14 protein-coding genes and 1 pseudogene are annotated in these 15,381 nt (G+C 69.7%); 5 read left to right on the top strand and 10 right to left on the bottom strand.

Annotated features, from left to right (window positions below):
• Positions 1 to 438: 438 nt before the first annotated feature.
• A complete protein-coding gene (locus ACFV7R_RS45415; protein WP_385276219.1) occupies positions 439 to 702 on the top strand; it encodes a hypothetical protein in 264 nt (87 codons plus the stop codon).
• 155 nt (positions 703 to 857) lie between these two features.
• Here the strand turns inward: ACFV7R_RS45415 and ACFV7R_RS45410 are convergent, their stop codons facing one another.
• The 3 genes from ACFV7R_RS45410 to ACFV7R_RS45400 form a co-directional block, all read right to left on the bottom strand.
• On the bottom strand, positions 858 to 1,325 hold the full coding sequence (locus tag ACFV7R_RS45410) for a DUF1348 family protein (protein ID WP_385276216.1): 468 nt from the start codon (positions 1,323 to 1,325) through the stop codon (positions 858 to 860).
• A gap of 14 nt (positions 1,326 to 1,339) precedes the next feature.
• Positions 1,340 to 2,284, bottom strand: a complete 945-nt coding sequence (locus ACFV7R_RS45405) for a pyridoxamine 5'-phosphate oxidase family protein (RefSeq protein ID WP_385276213.1) — start codon at positions 2,282 to 2,284, stop codon at positions 1,340 to 1,342.
• Positions 2,285 to 2,352: 68 nt separating this feature from the next.
• Complete coding sequence (locus ACFV7R_RS45400) at positions 2,353 to 2,901, bottom strand: carboxymuconolactone decarboxylase family protein (RefSeq protein WP_385276210.1); 549 nt, start codon at positions 2,899 to 2,901, stop codon at positions 2,353 to 2,355.
• A 130-nt stretch (positions 2,902 to 3,031) separates the two neighbouring features.
• Between ACFV7R_RS45400 and ACFV7R_RS45395 the strand changes: the two genes are divergently transcribed.
• Both ACFV7R_RS45395 and ACFV7R_RS45390 read left to right on the top strand, forming a co-directional pair.
• Entirely contained in the window at positions 3,032 to 3,652 is a 621-nt protein-coding gene (locus tag ACFV7R_RS45395; RefSeq protein WP_385276207.1) for a CGNR zinc finger domain-containing protein, read from the top strand.
• Between the two features lie 846 nt (positions 3,653 to 4,498).
• A complete protein-coding gene (locus ACFV7R_RS45390; RefSeq protein ID WP_385276204.1) occupies positions 4,499 to 4,888 on the top strand; it encodes a nuclease-related domain-containing protein in 390 nt (129 codons plus the stop codon).
• On the opposite strand, the gene ACFV7R_RS45385 is transcribed toward ACFV7R_RS45390, so the two are convergent.
• Positions 4,878 to 6,410: an ISKra4 family transposase gene (locus ACFV7R_RS45385; protein ID WP_385276201.1), complete on the bottom strand. Its 1,533-nt coding sequence runs from the start codon at positions 6,408 to 6,410 to the stop codon at positions 4,878 to 4,880. The two genes, ACFV7R_RS45390 and ACFV7R_RS45385, sit on opposite strands and share 11 nt — an antisense overlap.
• Positions 6,411 to 6,481: 71 nt before the next feature.
• Positions 6,482 to 7,036: a hypothetical protein gene (locus ACFV7R_RS45380; RefSeq protein WP_385276198.1), complete on the bottom strand. Its 555-nt coding sequence runs from the start codon at positions 7,034 to 7,036 to the stop codon at positions 6,482 to 6,484.
• A 101-nt stretch (positions 7,037 to 7,137) separates the two neighbouring features.
• On the opposite strand from ACFV7R_RS45380, the gene ACFV7R_RS45375 reads away from it, so the two are divergent.
• Complete coding sequence (locus tag ACFV7R_RS45375; RefSeq protein WP_385276195.1) at positions 7,138 to 7,815, top strand: SMI1/KNR4 family protein; 678 nt, start codon at positions 7,138 to 7,140, stop codon at positions 7,813 to 7,815.
• A gap of 138 nt (positions 7,816 to 7,953) precedes the next feature.
• Here ACFV7R_RS45375 and ACFV7R_RS45370 read toward each other — a convergent pair whose 3' ends face one another.
• The 5 genes and pseudogenes from ACFV7R_RS45370 to ACFV7R_RS45350 all read right to left on the bottom strand — a co-directional run bounded on the left by ACFV7R_RS45370 (position 7,954) and on the right by ACFV7R_RS45350 (position 14,178).
• Positions 7,954 to 9,399, bottom strand: a complete 1,446-nt coding sequence (locus tag ACFV7R_RS45370) for a protein kinase (protein WP_385276192.1) — start codon at positions 9,397 to 9,399, stop codon at positions 7,954 to 7,956.
• Between the two features lie 570 nt (positions 9,400 to 9,969).
• The gene (locus ACFV7R_RS45365) at positions 9,970 to 11,112 is read right to left on the bottom strand and encodes a Kelch repeat-containing protein (RefSeq protein WP_385276189.1); all 1,143 of its coding nucleotides are present in this window, start codon (positions 11,110 to 11,112) and stop codon (positions 9,970 to 9,972) included.
• A 137-nt stretch (positions 11,113 to 11,249) separates the two neighbouring features.
• A pseudogene (locus ACFV7R_RS45360) lies at positions 11,250 to 12,706 on the bottom strand (IS200/IS605 family accessory protein TnpB-related protein); the annotation flags it as partial.
• A 72-nt stretch (positions 12,707 to 12,778) separates the two neighbouring features.
• Positions 12,779 to 13,603 (bottom strand): cytochrome c oxidase assembly protein, encoded by an 825-nt coding sequence (locus tag ACFV7R_RS45355; protein WP_385276186.1) that lies wholly within the window; start codon positions 13,601 to 13,603, stop codon positions 12,779 to 12,781.
• An 11-nt stretch (positions 13,604 to 13,614) separates the two neighbouring features.
• The gene (locus ACFV7R_RS45350; RefSeq protein WP_385276183.1) at positions 13,615 to 14,178 is read right to left on the bottom strand and encodes a DUF2243 domain-containing protein; all 564 of its coding nucleotides are present in this window, start codon (positions 14,176 to 14,178) and stop codon (positions 13,615 to 13,617) included.
• 286 nt (positions 14,179 to 14,464) lie between these two features.
• Here ACFV7R_RS45350 and ACFV7R_RS45345 point away from each other — a divergent pair, with 286 nt between their 5' ends.
• Positions 14,465 to 14,923: a transposase gene (locus tag ACFV7R_RS45345; RefSeq protein WP_385276180.1), complete on the top strand. Its 459-nt coding sequence runs from the start codon at positions 14,465 to 14,467 to the stop codon at positions 14,921 to 14,923.
• Positions 14,924 to 15,381: the final 458 nt, after the last annotated feature.

The following is a 15,381-nucleotide window of genomic DNA, read 5'->3' as shown; positions in this document are numbered from 1 at the left end:
GAAGCTGAGCGGGAACCGGAAGTACAGCCACACGCAGTGGGAGATGATCCCCACCGGGTACCGGTGGCCCTGGTACGACGGCCGCGTGCCCGCCACGCACGATCCCCTCCCGAGGGTTATCAACTTGGAGACCATCTCACGCCGTTAGCCAACGTGACAGTGCCCACGCGAGCGCTCGCCCTGCTCTGACCCCCCAACTCCCTTTATCTGTTTTCCGTCGGCTCCCCAAGGCCCACCGAGTCCTGTTCTGGGTCCCCAGTCGGGTTCACGATCTTGAAATCTTCGAAGTTCTCGACCACGCACAGCGGTCAACCCGTACGCGAAGCACTACTGAAGCAGGGTTCGCGTACGAGTTTCCGCTCCCTCCTGCTCAGGATTACTCGAACTCGCGCGCTTTCGACCGGGCGGCGCAGAAGATCCGTCGCCTGGAGCAGGGCCATGAGTACGCCGCAGCCCAGCTCACCGCGCTCGGCGCTCCGCGGCTGCGGCCCGGCAGCGACCCAGCCCTGTGGCTGCGCGGGGCCCTGGCCGCGGTCGGTGCCCGCAGCATCCGGCACCGCGGTGTGCAAGCGGTTCTGGCGCCACGACGAGGTCGCGGCGTTCTTCGCGCAGCGCGCCCCGAAGAAGCACGCGCTGCCAGCCGCGGTACTCGAGGCCGACCAGAAGGAGCTGCTGACCAAGCGGGAGACGGATCTCCGATGATGTCCCGGGCCGGCGACTGGATGGGCAACTCCCGACATGTTGACCGGGCTACGGGCAGCAACCCGTGCGTGTCGTGGGAAGGCCGCCATGCTGCATCGGTAGGAAGTCACGCAACCCGAACGGAGGGATCTGCGGTGGCTGCCGAGGTTGTGGAGCTACTGAAGCGGGATGTCGTAGCCCAGGCCGCGCTCGTTCTCTGGTCGCGGGCCGAAGTAGCGGCGGTCGGACTCAGTGATGGTCGTGTCGTTGATGCTGGCCTCGCGGCGCCGCATCAGGCCGCGCTCGTCGAATTCCCACAGCTCGTTGCCGTAGCTGCGGAACCACTGGCCTGCGGCGTCGTGCCACTCGTACTGGAAACGGACGGCGATGCGGTTCTCGCGGAAGCCCCACAGGCTCTTGCGCAGCACGTAGTCCAGTTCGCGTTCCCACTTGGCGGTGAGGAACTCCACGATCTCGTCGTGACCGGTGAGGAAGACGTCCCGGTTACGCCAGGCGGAGTCTTCCGTGTAGGCGAGGGCGACCTTGTGCGGGTCGCGGGTGTTCCATGCGTCTTCGGCGGCCTGGACCTTGGCCAGGGCGCTGTCGAGATCGAACGGCGGGAAGGGCGGGCGTGCCTCGGTCATGACGGTGGTGTCCTTCAGTGGGCAGGGGTCCGGTCGGTCAGGGATGGGTTGTCCGGAGCGGCGGTGACAGCGTCTGCCTGCAGCGGCAGCAGTCGGCCGGCCGTGAGCTTCTGGGGGATGAAGTGGACTCGGCGGCCGGTGCGGTCGTCGTCGCCGGGGATGCCCGGTCGGGTCCACTCCAGGGCGGCGCGGCCGGACAGGTGGAGGGTGTGGCCGGTGGCGAAGTCGCAGAAAAGCAGAGCGGCGGTGGGGTCGACGTCGAGGTTGCCGAGGGTGTTGAACATGTTATTGCCCCAATAGTCGGGCCACCACAGCCGGTTGTCCTCGACGCGGACGAACCCGGGCGGACCGCCGCGGTGCGAGGCATCGCTGCCCCGAGTCGGGTGGGTCGTGCCGATCAGGAAGGTATCGGACTGGCGGATGAGTTCGACGTCGTCGGGTGTGAGGGTGCTGCCGTGCCGTACGGGTTCGGGTCCCGGGGTGAGTGCAGGGGTGGGGGCAAGGTGGCGGTGCTGGATGTACTGGGGGCAGTTGCCGTAGGCCTGCTCGACGTCGATCTGCAGCGTGCCCTGGTCGGCTGCGGTGAGGTTTCCGTTGAGGCGAAAGCGGCGCCGGGTGGCGAACTCGACTACGAGGAGGCCGACCGGTTGTCCGGCAGGCAGCGCATGGAGCGGGTCTCCCGGCGCGGGCGCCGTACGCACGCTCAGCGCGGTGACCGAGGTGACGTTGAGGAATCCAGCCGGACCGGTGAGCGGGGAGATCCACAGCCGGCCAGCCTGGTCGCGAGCGGTGAGCGCGGCGAAAGTGCGGGCGGAAAGGAATCGGGCAAGGCCTCCACGGAGCTGGGCCGGTGCCAGCATGCCGGACAGCCGGGCGGCTGCTGCCGTGACACCGGCACGCTGCTGCACGGCCAGTTCGCCGTCATGGAAGCCCGCGAGGGGGCGTGCGGAGCGGGTCATCGGTTCTTCCTCCCGGGGGGATTGCACCGCTCGTAGGGATGGTCGGCCGGACCGGCGGAGTCGTTGGGTCAGGCCGCGTTGCGGGGGGTGACGACGGGCCAGTCGTTGTCGACCTTGGCGAGGATGTTGAAGTAGTTGGTCAGCACGTTCAGCGCGAGGTGGCCGACGACTTCGCCGATCTCGGCGTCGGTGGCACCGGCGTCGCGTGCGGCCTGCAGGACGATGTCGTCGACGGTGCCGTGGCCGCGGGCGATGGCGTCGGACAGTGCCAGCAGCGCCGCGGTGTGCGGGTCGGAGGCCTTGGCGTCGCGGGCCGCCTCCAGTTCCTCGGCGTCGACCTTGGCGATGTTGGCGCCGATGTAGGTGTGGGCGGACAGGCAGTACTCGCATCCGTTGTACTCGGCGGTGGCGAGCGCCAGCCGCTCGCGGACCGCGGCGGGCAGCACGCCGCCGGCCAGTGCGCCGGACAGCGCCAGGTAGCCCTGGAGCAGGGCCGGGCTGTTGGCCATCACCTTGGTCATGTTCGGCGTGAGACCGAGGGTCTTGTGCACGTCAGTCAGCAGCTCGGCGGCCTTGCCGGTCGCGGTGGCGGGGTCGACAGGGGCGAAACCGGTCATGGGTACAGCACTCCTTCCTCGTTTCCAACGTTTGGTCGCATCAGTAACCGTTAGAACCATGACACGACGATGGTTCGATGTCAACGGATAGAAACTCCTGCAACCGTTAGAAGTGCGGTAGGGTGGGGACATGGAGCCAAGCGCGCCGCTTCTGGGTGAACCACTGCCCGTGGAGCTGATGAACACGGTCTGGGCCGACCGCGACGGCGTGCACGACGCACTGGGCGAACCAGTCGGCACCGAGGCCTGGCTGCGCGCCATCGCCCCTCGCATTGACTTGATGACCAGTGACGACCTCAACGATCTGGCGGCGGGCGACATCGACCACCTCGCGCACCGGCTAGTCCGGCTGCGCGATGCCCTGCGGCGCTTGGCGGCCGAAGCCACCGGCGATCCCCGCCCGGCGGCAGCATCAGCGACGAGGGAGCTGGAAGCCGCGGTCGCGGCAGTCAACGAGGCCGCGGGCGCAGTACCGCGGTGGTCGGCACTGGCCTGGACACCCGGGAAACCACCCTCGCGGCTTGCCCGCACCAGCGGACAGACGGCCGCCGCCGCAGTCTCGGCCATCGCCGAAGAAGCGATCGACATGTTCAGCCAGGGTGATCGTCTGCGGCTGCGCGCCTGCCTGGCCCCCGGATGCGTCCTGTACTTCCTCAAGGACCACCCCCGCCGGGAATGGTGCTCCGCAGGCTGCGGCAACCGGGCCCGCGCCGCCCGCCACTACCAACGCCACCGCCGCACAACCGCCTGACACAGCCGACCTCGCGCAGCACGCACCGGAGCCCGCCATGACCCGCCAGAGCGCAGCCGCACACCACCACCTCGCCGGCGGCCCCGTCCTCAGGCAGCTCATCGACCACCTCGGCCGACCCGGCAAGCGCAGGTAAGAGACCGGTTCGCGGCCGAGCGCCAGGGCAAGAACTCGCAGTCCGGAAAAGCTGCTCCTGTGCGCTGTGCGGACTCGCGTCCCGCCGCGGCCTGCTGCCTCCGCCGGCCGACGGCCGCGGCTGGCACCGACCTAATCCGGCACGCCGCGACGTGCGGGGCACCTGACCCCGGCGTCGCCTGCGCGGACGACGGCCCGGCGTTCACCGCCTGGCAAGAGCAGGTCCGGCAAACGCTGAAGGCGGACCGGCCATCGCCGACCTTCCAGGGCCGCTGGGCCCGCACTCTGCGTCAGGCGTCAGCGGCCTTGCCGAGGCCGGTCACCGAACCCGCACGGCACCCTCTTCGCGCGCCAGAACAGCCGCGTAGTCGGGGGCATGGATACCGACCACGGTCCGGACCGCGAGACTGTTTCGAGCTCCTGACCATGGGCTGGGCTTCAATGGTTGGGGATTTGGTCGGGGACCTCAGCTTTCCTCATCAGCAGCTGAAGGTTCCGATCAGGGAGGGCCGCCTGCCCGGGGACGTACAACCGAGCACTCCGCCACCAGCCTGGCTGGGCCTGTCCGGCGGATCGGGCCCGCGTGGCTGGCACACGGCTCGCCCATCGTGCCCTGCTTCACGGGCTTGCAGGGATGGATCCTGTCTTGTCAGTGCGCAGCGCTACGGTCTCGGTACAGGCCCCAACAACCCAGTGGGGGGAGGGACGTTCATGACCACAGCGCCTGGGCCTCGGCCTGGCGCCGGAGCCAGTGCCCGGCAGATCGCCGACCTGGCCCGCGCTGCCGAACGAAAAGCGCAACACCGCCGCGCCAAAGACACATTGCCCATCACCGTGGCATTCGCTGCCGTCAGCGGGTCGAGCAGCGCGTCCTACACCAACTGGCACGTCGGGCTCGCCACCGCGCTGGGCCTGGTGACGTTCGAGGTCTGGCGCATCTACCGCCGCACGCAAAGCTCCTGGGCGAAAGGAGCCGCCGGCGAGCAGGCAACCGCCCGGCTACTGGCCCGGCTCGAGCGTCGCGGCTACGTAGTCCTGCACGACCGGGCCATCCCCGATGGGTGCGGTTCGTTTCGAGTGAAGGTCGCGGTCAAGCGGTGAGGGTGTAAGTCCGCTGCTTGGGGGCGGGATAGAGGCGCTCGTGCTCGCGGGCGAGATGGAACCGCCAGTAGGCGTCGAAGTCGCCGTTGGAGACGAGCGTGCGGAGTCGCAGAATGGCTTCGGCTCCGGGCAGGCCCCAGCGGGCTCCGGTGATGTCGAGGCGGTCGCCGATCAGGTGGCGGCAGGCGCCCTCGACCGCGCCGGTGGCGATTGGCCACCCGTTGTCGAGGGCTCTGTCGTAGCGGAGTTGGTCGAGGTGGCCGGCCAGGTAGCGGTAGCAGGCGTCGACGGCCTCGCGGCGGGCGGCTGACAGTCCTTCCTGGTGGGCTTGAGCTGTCATCTCTTGGGCGGTGCGGGCGGCCTGGCCTGCGAGGACCGCGGTCAGGTGGTCGGCGGCCCAGGTTTCTGCCTCGGTGGTGCCGGGTTTGTGGAAGGCGTGGCCGGCCGCCCAGACATACTCCGCAACGTGGACGAAGTCCAGCAGCACGTGGACCGTGACGTCGCGTCGGCTGGTCTCGGCGCTGATCAGGTCGAGCTGGTGGCGGGCGCCGTCGACCAGGACGATCCAGGGCCGCAGGTTCTTCGGGTCGCGGGCCTGGGCCTGGTCGAATGCGTCGGCGATGACCTGTGCGGGCGGGCGGATCAGGGAGGCAGTGCACCACTTGCTCTCGGCCTTCGGCCCCGGGCGGGCCCGGGGCTCGCCGCTTCGACCGCCGGGCGGGTGGATCACGTCGTGAGGGCGCCTCGACGCGGGTCGGATATCGAAGACGCAGGCCACGGTGGCCATCCGCTTCCGGTTCGGCTTCTCGCCCGGCGCGAGCCGTGCGCGATGGCCGCCTGCGGCTTTCGCGGCGGCCCGGCGGGTGGCCTCGCGCAGGGCCTCCGGGCGCACGACCACGCCCTTGCCGTCGACCTGGACCACCAGCGGCATCTGTCTGCTGCAGGGGATCGGGATCCTGGCGCGGTAGAAGTCGTCGGCGTCGACCGCGGCCGCGACCACCAGTTCTTCGAGTCGGCGTTTGCCCAGCACCTTCCCGCAGCGGCGCTCGACCGCCTGCTGGGCTTGGTCGAACGACCCGCGCACGGATTCGGTGACCGCGAGTCGGCGCAGGCCCATCGAGTGCCGGCCCGCCGGCAGCGACAGCGCCGGGTCCGTGGGGTGGACGTTGCAGACGCCGGGGCCTCGGTGGGCGACCCGGGTGACGCGGACCAGCCCGAACACGCTGGCCAGCCAGCGCGAGTGCCCCGTCTCCCGCCAGGGCCGCAGCTGCCCCTCCGGCCCCATCACCACAGGTCTGCCACTGGCACGGATCTGTTCCTCTTCCCGCCGGGCGCGTAGGTCAAGGTGGTCCTGCAGCAGCTGCCGTAACAGTTCCCGCCCGGCCGCGTCGAGGTGTTCTTCCAGCTCGGCGTGGGTCCACTCGCTCGCATCGCCGCCCGACAGGGTGTGCATCAGCGATTCGAAGGCGCTTATGGAGCGGGCAAAGGGGTCAGTGGTGGCATGAGTGTCGTACGGTGTCATCTCCGGGGCTCTTCCTGATCCTGCATCCGTTATGGGTCGCACCTTCGAATGTAGGCGGAAGAGCCCTGCTGTTAGCGGGAGTTGGGTGAAGCAGCCGTCCGGCGGCGGGCCGGGGTGAACAACCCGGGGGCCTCTTCGTCGAGCCAGCCTCGCTCCACCAACCGCTTGAGCTTCGACCGGGTGCCCTCGATCTTCCCGGTCTCAGCCGGCAGCCCGATCCTCGGCACGATCTGCTTGGCGCGGATCGGCCCCGGTGCATCGGCCACCACTTCCACGATGTCGCGGTACACCGACGGCAGCACGTCCGGCATCATGCCGGGTTGCCAGTTCGGCACGGTCAGCACCCCGATGACCTGCCGCTCGGCCCCCGCATACGCCGACACCACCCGCTCACCCGACCGCGACGGTCCGGCGTCTGCCACGGGCATCTCAGGCTCCATCTCCGCGAGAACCTCGGTGACCGTTTCCCGTGTGATCCGCAGGCGCTTCAAGCTCTCACGGGCCAGCTCCAGCTTCCCGGACAGCTCAGCAAGCTCGGCTTCCAGCTCTTCCACCCGAGCCCGAGCCGCTGCCTCGCGGGCTTCCAACTCCTCGAACAGCGAGCCCATCTGCCACCCCTCCTCCACCACCACCACGGTAGAGACGAGCGGCCGCGGACACAGCCCAGACGGAGGTCGGATGTCGGCGGCAGGCATTAATGTCCGTGCTCATCGTCGATAGGAGCGCCGTGAACACGCACGTGCACTGGTCGGGAGTTCGGGAACGCGTCATCGCAGTGGAGGAGGCCGAGCGTCGAGCCCGTGGCCGTGGGCCGTCTCGATACCCGACGTTCGAACCCGTCCTGACTCCCGCCGAGATCGCCGAGGTCGAAGCACAGTTCGGTGTCGCGCTCCCCGACGAGTACCGCACGTTTCTGGCGGAGGTCGGAGCCGGCGGCCCCGGACCGGCACACCAGCTCACCTCGTTGCGCCGAACCGACGGGAAATGGGGATGGGTCTGGGACGACGACGAGAACCAATCCTGGCTGCTGGACCCCAGTGGGCCGTTCATCGAGACGGAAGACTGGGCCGACCAGCAGATGGCGACCCTTCGCGCCGCCGGGTACGAACCCACCACCCGTGACGAAGACGACGACTATCTGGACGACTACCGCAAGGTCTTCGGCGACGACGGCGACGAAGTCTGGTTCCTGGAACGCGGGCGGGGCGCGATCCTCATCAGCGACAACGGATGCGGGATGACCGGCTGGCTCATCGTCGTCGGCCCGCACCGCGGGGAACTCCGCGACCGGGACTGCGCGGTCAACCCGCCCTTCGAGCCGTACGTTGATGCGAGGGGAAACCGCCACACCTTCCGCACCTGGTACCTCGAGTGGCTTGAGCAACGCGAGAGGGCAGCTCGATGATCAAGGGCCGGTGACCCGGGCCCGCCCCACGCACAGCGGCCTACTCAGCCCTTCCCCTCAAAGGAACTGCACCCTTCGCAAATTGCGGTGCGGGTCTTGCGGCGTCGCGAGAGCAGCACGGTCGGTGCTGCGGGTCTGTCAGCCGGATGCGGCGAGCTGATTCAGCAGCTGCATGACCTGGGAATCGCCGCTCCATTGGCCCTTCTGCTGGGCGTCGGCAAGGCGCTGGCGGAGATCGCGCGCCTTGTCTGCGGCCTTGTCGGTCTCACCCTCCTGGACCTTTTTGTTGATCTCGGCTGCTTTCTTCTGGGCGTCGCGGTACAGATCCGGCTTCATGGAGCCGGACTGGGCGGCGAGCGCGGCGGAGAGTTGGCGGGCGAGCGTCGCCGGATCCTGCGTGGCTGCCTGCTTGACGCTCGGGGTGGGCGTGGGGCTCGGGCTGCGGGTGGAAACCGGCGGCAGGTTGGAGGAGGCCGGCTCACTGGTGGCTGGGGCAGCAGAGGAGGCCGGCGAGGAGGAGGCGGTGTCCTGGCTGATGTCGCCGCCGACAAGGAGGAAGAGCATGGCGAGAAGGCCGGCGCCAGCGGCGACCAGGCCACCGAGGACAAGCGGCAGGGGCGGGCGGGCCCCCTGTCGGGGGCGGCGCCGTGACGGCGGCGGTCCGTCTGCGGGGACGCTGATGGCGGGGAGGGAAGCGGTGGCCTTGCCGACGGGCGGCAGTAGTTGGGTGGCTTGGGCGGGAGGTTCAGCGGCGACGGCCGCCAGGTGCCGGGCGATGTCGGTGGCAGCACCGGGCCGGTCGGCGGGGTTCTTGGCCAGCAGGGCGTGGACCGTGCGCACCAGATTGGGCGGGGCGTCTGGGCGTATCCCATCCAGCGGGGCTGGGTGCTCGTGGACGTGGCGGTAGAGCACCCCAGCGATGTCCTGGCCGGGGAAGGGCGGCTGCCCGGCCAGCAGCTCGTACAGCACGCAACCGAGCGCATACAGGTCGGCGGCCGAGCCCACCGGATGCCGCAGCGCCTGCTCAGGAGCGGTGTAGGCGGCGGTGCCCACCGCGGGACCGCCGTCAGCGGCGGCATGGTGGGTGAGCTGTGCGATACCGAAGTCGACGACCTTGAGCACGCCGTCGTCGCCGCGCAGCAGGTTGGCAGGCTTGATGTCGCGGTGCACCACACCCGCGGCATGCGCGGCGGCCAGGGCGCGCGCCGCCTGTGCGCCAAGGTCGGCGGCTTGCTCCCAGGCCAGCTGGCCCTGGGCGGCGAGTATCTCGGCCAGGCTGCGGCCGCGGATGAGCTCCATGACCAGGAACGGGCGGCCGTCGGCGGTGTGCCCGAAGTCGTGGACCGCGGCGATGTTGGCGTGGGTGAGCCGGGCGGCGGTGTGCGCCTCGTGGCGGAACCGCTCGGCCGCGCCCGCATCGCCTGGCGGGGCGGTGAGGAGTTTGACCGCGACCTCCCGGTCTAGCGCGCTGTCCCAGGCACGCCAGACCTGACCCATGCCGCCGCTGCCGAGCGGCTCGATCAAGCTGTACCGGTCCGCGAGCATCTCGCCGTGCACACCCCACCCCCACACGTGGTCCGTCAAAGCGCACACTTTAAGCCAGCCCGGCCACCCCAGCGTGCCGGGCTGAGAAGCCAGAACAAGTGGGCCGGGGCGGATCCGCCGCGCTGACAGGGTAGGCCCGGTCCTTTGGGTCGGTCCGTCGTGCCTGCACTCTCCCCGTCTGCGGGCACTGGCGCAGGGGCAGACAGGTGCACCCCCGTCGTCTGTCCGCCCCCCCCTGCGATCCGGCGCCGCAAGGGCGCCGTCCGCCGACAGCGCAGAGGCCAGCACAGGACGGCGCTGGGCGTGAGCAGGCCGAGCGCGCTATGGCGCAAATGGGCCGCCTCCGCCCCCTACACCGCCCAGTCCAGCCCATGCTCCCCCATCTGCGCGGATTGCTTCGAAGCGAACTGCTGCCGCGTGGCTCGGGTGGTCGCGGCGGTGATGAGGGCTCGGAGCCCATCTGCCCCGGTCATTCATCACTGTCATGACCCGGCGCCTGACCCGAACCCCGGCAGCCCAGAAGATCGCCGGACGGCGGTGAGCCGCGTTTGCTGTCGGGGCGAGCGGGTGGACAGGGCCGCCCGCCCCTTGTGTGCGTACTGCGCCGGGTCAGGACGGTCGGTTTCCGTTCTCGACAGCGAGTGCTTCCACGGTGGTCAGGGCGTTGAACGCGGTACTGCCCGCGCCGCCGAGTGCATAGACACAGGTTCTCTTCACACCGCGTGGCTCCTGGGGGCAGGGCCCGCTCGCGCCCGTCAGCTCGAAGCGGGCCGTGGGCAGATCGGGCAGCGTCCTCCATGTGTTCGTGGCCGGACTGTACGCCTCCACGGTGTCCAGAACCTCGTCGGTGAAGTTGAACCCGCCGAGGGCATAGACGCAGACCCCCTTCAGCCCTTCCACATCCTTGGGGCACGGCGCTGCAGCCCCGCCGAGGGCAACGGCAGGGGTGGACTTGGAGGGCAGCGCGTGCCAGCTGTTCGTAGCGGGGCTGTACGCCTCCACAGTGTCCAGAACCTCGTCGGTGGCGTTGAAGCCGCCGACGGCGTACACGCAGGTCCCCTTCAGCCCTTCCACATCCTTGGGGCAGGGCGCGGTCGCCGATGCCGGGGCGTCCCGGGGAGTGCCCAGCGACGGGAGCGTCTGCCACGTGTTGGTGACGGGGCTGTATGCCTCCACCGTGTCACCGAAGGCGCCGCCGACTGCGTACACGCAGGTCCCCTTCAGCGCTTCGACGTTCTTGGGGCAGGGTGCGGTCGTGGACGCCAGCTGGCTGCGGGCGGTGGGCAGATCGGGCAGCGTCCTCCAGGTGTTCGTGGCCGGACTGTACGCCTCCACGGTGTTCGTATCGAAGGCCGGCTCGGGCCACACGGGTCCTGTGAAGCCGCCGATGGCGTAGACGCAGGTCCCCTTCAATCCTTCGACGTCCTTGGGGCAGGGCGCGGTCGTCCCCGCCAGTGCGTAGCGGGCGGTGGGCAGATCGGGCAGCGTCCTCCAGGTGTCGGTGGCCGGGCTGTATGCCTGGACCGTGTCCAGGATGGGGGAATCAGGGTTCTGGCCGCCGAAGGCGTACACGCAGGTCCCCTTCAGCTCTTCGATGTCCTTGGGGCAGGGCGCGGTCGCCGACGCCAGACCGTTGGCGGGCGTCGGCAGCCCGGGCAGTGTCAGCCAAACGCCCTGGGCGCTTGCCAGCGTGGTCGTCAGGGCGAGCAGGGGTGTCAGGGCTGCGACAAGCAGCCAGCGCAAGATCTTCATGTGCCCATTGCAGGCATCGTGACGCCCTGGGAGCGATACGGGTGGCCCGCTCGGTGGACGCCATCACCCTTGCGTGGTGACGGGCTCAGCCACGGGTAGCTGAGCAGCAAGGCCGAAACTGAGCCGAGGGTCCGCACTCACAGCGCATCACGCGTCGACATTGCGCATGGCGTCGCAGATGCACCGTTCCTACAGACTGAGCATGAGTTGCGCAGGCTCAGCCCGGCACTCCGAACGGTGTTGAGCGTCCTGGTCCCCCGCGTACTCGCCGCATCCGGTCCCAGCGGATCGTGTCCGTGGTCCGGGAATGCGGTGGCAGGCTCCTCCCTCACGCCCTCGGGCATGGTGTCCGGCCTGGGCGGTCCGATGCCCACGACGATCGCTCTGGTCGTCGTGGGGCGGGGCCGTCCGTCGCCGGATACGGTGCCCGAGGGCGCGCCGTCCGATCGCGACGCTCGCCGCGTCGTGACAGGTGGTCTTACGTGTTGAGGGGCCTGTGCCAGTGCTCGGCTCCCCAGCGGGAGGTGTAGGCGGGATCGACCGCGACGATGGTGATGCCGAGTTCGGCCGCCATCGACACCAGCCGGGCCCGCAGCTTGGCCACGGGCATGTTGGAGATCAGCTTGCGGAACCGCTTGCGCCGTCCGTGCTTCTCGCGGGTCGTGTCCGCTTGGAAGTCGAGGTCTTCGACCGCGATGGACAGGCCCAGCCGCCGGGCCCAGTGCAGGAGCCGGGTGAGGGCATGCCGCACCTGCGCGTCCCGGTACGACACGAGGCCGTCGAGGTCGTAGAAGAACCTGTGGGGTTCACCGCACGGGTTGCCGTGCTCGTCCAGCCGCCACGCGGCCAAGTGATCGGCGTTGGCGCCCACACCGACCAGGCCGCCTCGCCTTGCCTGGTCGAGGGGAACGGTCTTGACCGGTGGGATCGTCCACGACGCGGTGAGGTACCAGCGCCCACGGGCTACGTCGTAGTGGATGCGACACGCGACGGCCCGGTTCACCAAGATGCGGTCGGCCCACTCGGTACCCCGGCGCCGGAAAGCACGTACCGGCCGTGCCTGCTGTTGCCAGATGCGACAGCGGGGCCGGGAGCTTGAGGGAGACCTCGCCGTCCGGGGTGACGCGGACCGTCTCGTTACCCAACTTTTTGCCCGACTCGCCGTCGCGGCAAGGAACCAGCGTTCGGCTTCCCAGCGCGCCCGCCACTGCCCGGCGGTGAGCTGCGCGACTTGGAGGTTATGGCGGTTGCGGGCCAGCTTCTTGCCGCCCCGCACGACGCGGACACGGCCGGTCTCGCGGTCGGCCCGCTCCCGTTCAAGGCGGTCGTGAAGGACCTGCAGGCGCCTGGGCTTGGCGAACCACTCCTGCCGGGTGCGGTAGCCGCCTGGTGCCCTTCTCGCCGACCGGCAGGGAAAGCCGGTGCGTGATCGTCTTGATACCGGCCTCAAGCCCACGGATGTGCGCGAGCTGCCCGCGCCGGGCCAGGGCCCCCCCTGGTCGTGGGTGGCCTTGATGATGCCCCCGGCCCAGCGGGAAGAGGACTGCTCGGTCAGGACGCGCTTGCGCTCCGCCCACGTGTCGCTGGTGTGCTCGGGCCGGACGGGCCGGTGTGCCGGCTCAACGCACGGGGGTGCTGCTCCGCGCACCTGCTTGGGTGTCTGCTGTCAGGCAGGTGCGGACATTTGCCGTGGGGCAGCAGGGCTATGGGTGCTCTGTCGGTGGCGGTCGGGGCGCCAGGTTGCGACCAGGGCGGCGGCCAGGAGGAGTTCGGCGATGTCGCCGCCGTAGTACATGATCTCCGCGCCTGCCTGGACCTGATATATGGGGGCATGGATGTCGACCCAGAAGCCGCCGTACATCAGCTGGGAGATCACCGCGTGCGCCGCGATCGCGACGCCGAGGTAGACCAGCCGTGCGCGCACGCCCGGCCGGGAGGGTGCGGGGTCGGGGCCCGCGATGACGTAGGCGAACAGGCATCCGGAGAGCAGGAAGTGCGCGTGTAGCAGCCAGTGTGCTGCCGGGTTGTCCATGGTCGCGTTGTAGAGGGGGGTGAAGTAGAGGACCGCGAGGCTGCCCGTGGACAGCGCCAGCGCAATCACCGGGTGGGCGATCACGCGGGCGGGTGAGCTGTGGAGTACGGCGGTCAGTTGCCGTCCCCGGGCCGCGGGCAGGGTGCGCAGCAGGAGGGTGACGGGGGCCGCGAGGACGAGTGCGAGCGGCGCGTACATGCCGATGAGCATGTGCTGGGCCATGTGGCCGCGGAAGTCCTCATGCGCGAAGGGTGCCACGGGCGGCAGCAGCGCGGCGCCGAGCAGGGCGATGCCGGTCAGGAAGCTTGTGGTCCGCCACCGGCTCCAGCCCAGGGCCGGGTTGCGGTGGCGTGCCCGGCGAGCGAGCAGCAGGTAGGCGCTGGCGGCGGCCAGCAGGACGAGTGCGGGCAGCAGCCACTCCAGGGGGCTGCTGCCCGTGTCGTGCCCGTGTGCGGGCATGTCGTGGTCCATCAGGCTCGCCGGCCCTCACTCCACCCGGTCGGGGCGTTGGGGTCGAAGGGCTGGCCGCTGCGCTGGAGCAGGTAGCCGCCGGCGACCAGCAGGGCGCCCAGGCCGAGGAAGCCGATGTCCCACCAGACCTGGCCGTCTCCGGCATAGACGTGGTGGATGCCGAGGATGTGGTGGTCCAGGACGCCCTCGACGAGGTTGAACAGGCCCCAGCCGACGAGCATCCAGCCCCACAGCACCCGTGAGGTCCACACCCGCATCCGGTTGTGGGTGACCCGCGAGTACAGGATGGCGAGTCCGAGGAGGACCGCGAGCCAGCAGACGGTGTGGAAGATGCCGTCCCACAGGGTGTTCATCTCCAGGCCGGAGACGGTGTGGGGGTTGTAGTACTTGACGCCGATGTGGTCCTCGTTGGTGCTGCTGAGCATGTGGTGCCACTGCAGCAGCTGGTGCAGCAGGATGCCGTCGACGAAGCCGCCCATCCCCACACCGAGCACGATGCCAGGCAACTGGATACTGCTCGGTTGTGCCATGCCGACCCGGGCCTCGCCCATCGTGGTGGCCATCCCTCGTCTCCGCTCCTGCACCTGGGCGCGCTGGGAACACTTCCAGGCCCAGGTTCCCCTCCCTGCGGCACTCACCCCGTGTCGCTGTCCTCCATCCGGCCCTGTCACCGCTCGCAGAAGGCACGCCCGGCGGTGGCCCGGGCCAAGTCCCATCGCCTCCGAAAGTGGGCACAGCGATGGCTATTCCGCGCACCGAGATATCCGACCTTGCCGGTTGGTCTGCCCTGGGGCTGATGGAGTCGGGTCGCTGAAGAATTGACCGTTCCAGCAGCTTCCGGAGGCCGTCATGCCCCGCAGCTGTCCGCCCGAGTTCCGCCGCCGTGTGCTCGATCTGGTCGCCTCCGGCCGGAAGACCGCCGAGGTGGCAAAGCTCCTCGGTATCAGCGAGCAGACCATCTACGTCTGGCGCCGCCAGCATCTGATCGACACCGGGCAGATGCCCGGTGTCCCCAGCAACGAGCAGGCCGAACTCGCCGCGGCCCGTAAGCGGATCGCAGAGCTGGAGGCGGAGTTGGCCGTCCACCGCCGGGCCGCGGAGCCGCTCGGGGAGGCTCCGGGGACTTGTTGCCGGCCGATGCGCTCACTCGGGCCGGCGAGTCCGGGAGGATCACTCAGGACCTGGCCGGAGCCCCCGAGCTGTTGCGTCGCTATCAGCACGGCTCACCGGCCGCCACAGCCATCCTCAACGCGGCGATGGATGCGCGGCGTCTGGGGGTCGGCCTGCACCTGCCACAGGCCTTCCTGACCGAGGCCGCTGTGGCCCCAATGCCGCGCCTCTCCCTGGCACCCAGGGCCAGAGAGAGGGCGCCAGGGTGCGAGGCAGGTGCTGGGGTGACTGGGTCAGGCGCTGGTAAGGGCGGTGCGTGCGGCGTCGAGGAAGGCGGCGTGTGCGGGCTGATGCTGATCGAGCGGCGCGTTCGCGTCCAGGAGCGTTCCAGGGCTTCGGCGGTGGAGACAACCGGGTCAGGGCCTTCGAGACGGACCAGGGTGAGTGCTTCAGTGACGGCGAGCAGGGCTGCCCGGTAGCGATCACGGCAGGCGGCTGCTTCCGCAGTGCCCAGGGCCTGTTGCCATTCCCGGCGGTGTTGGTGGCGGCGAGGAAAGCGGCTTGACGTGCTCCCTGGCCTAAAGTCCAGGGATTCCGGCCTGGGTCGTCTGACCCTTCCGGGGGCTTCCTGCTTCACCGCGCTGTGCGGGCACGGG

The sequence above is a fragment of the Streptomyces sp. NPDC059866 genome (assembly GCF_042731325.1).
GTDB classification, from domain to species: Bacteria; Actinomycetota; Actinomycetes; order Streptomycetales; family Streptomycetaceae; genus Streptomyces; species Streptomyces flavusporus.
The sequence above is the reverse complement of the archived record's forward strand: the minus strand, read 5'-3'. Positions and strand labels throughout refer to the sequence as shown.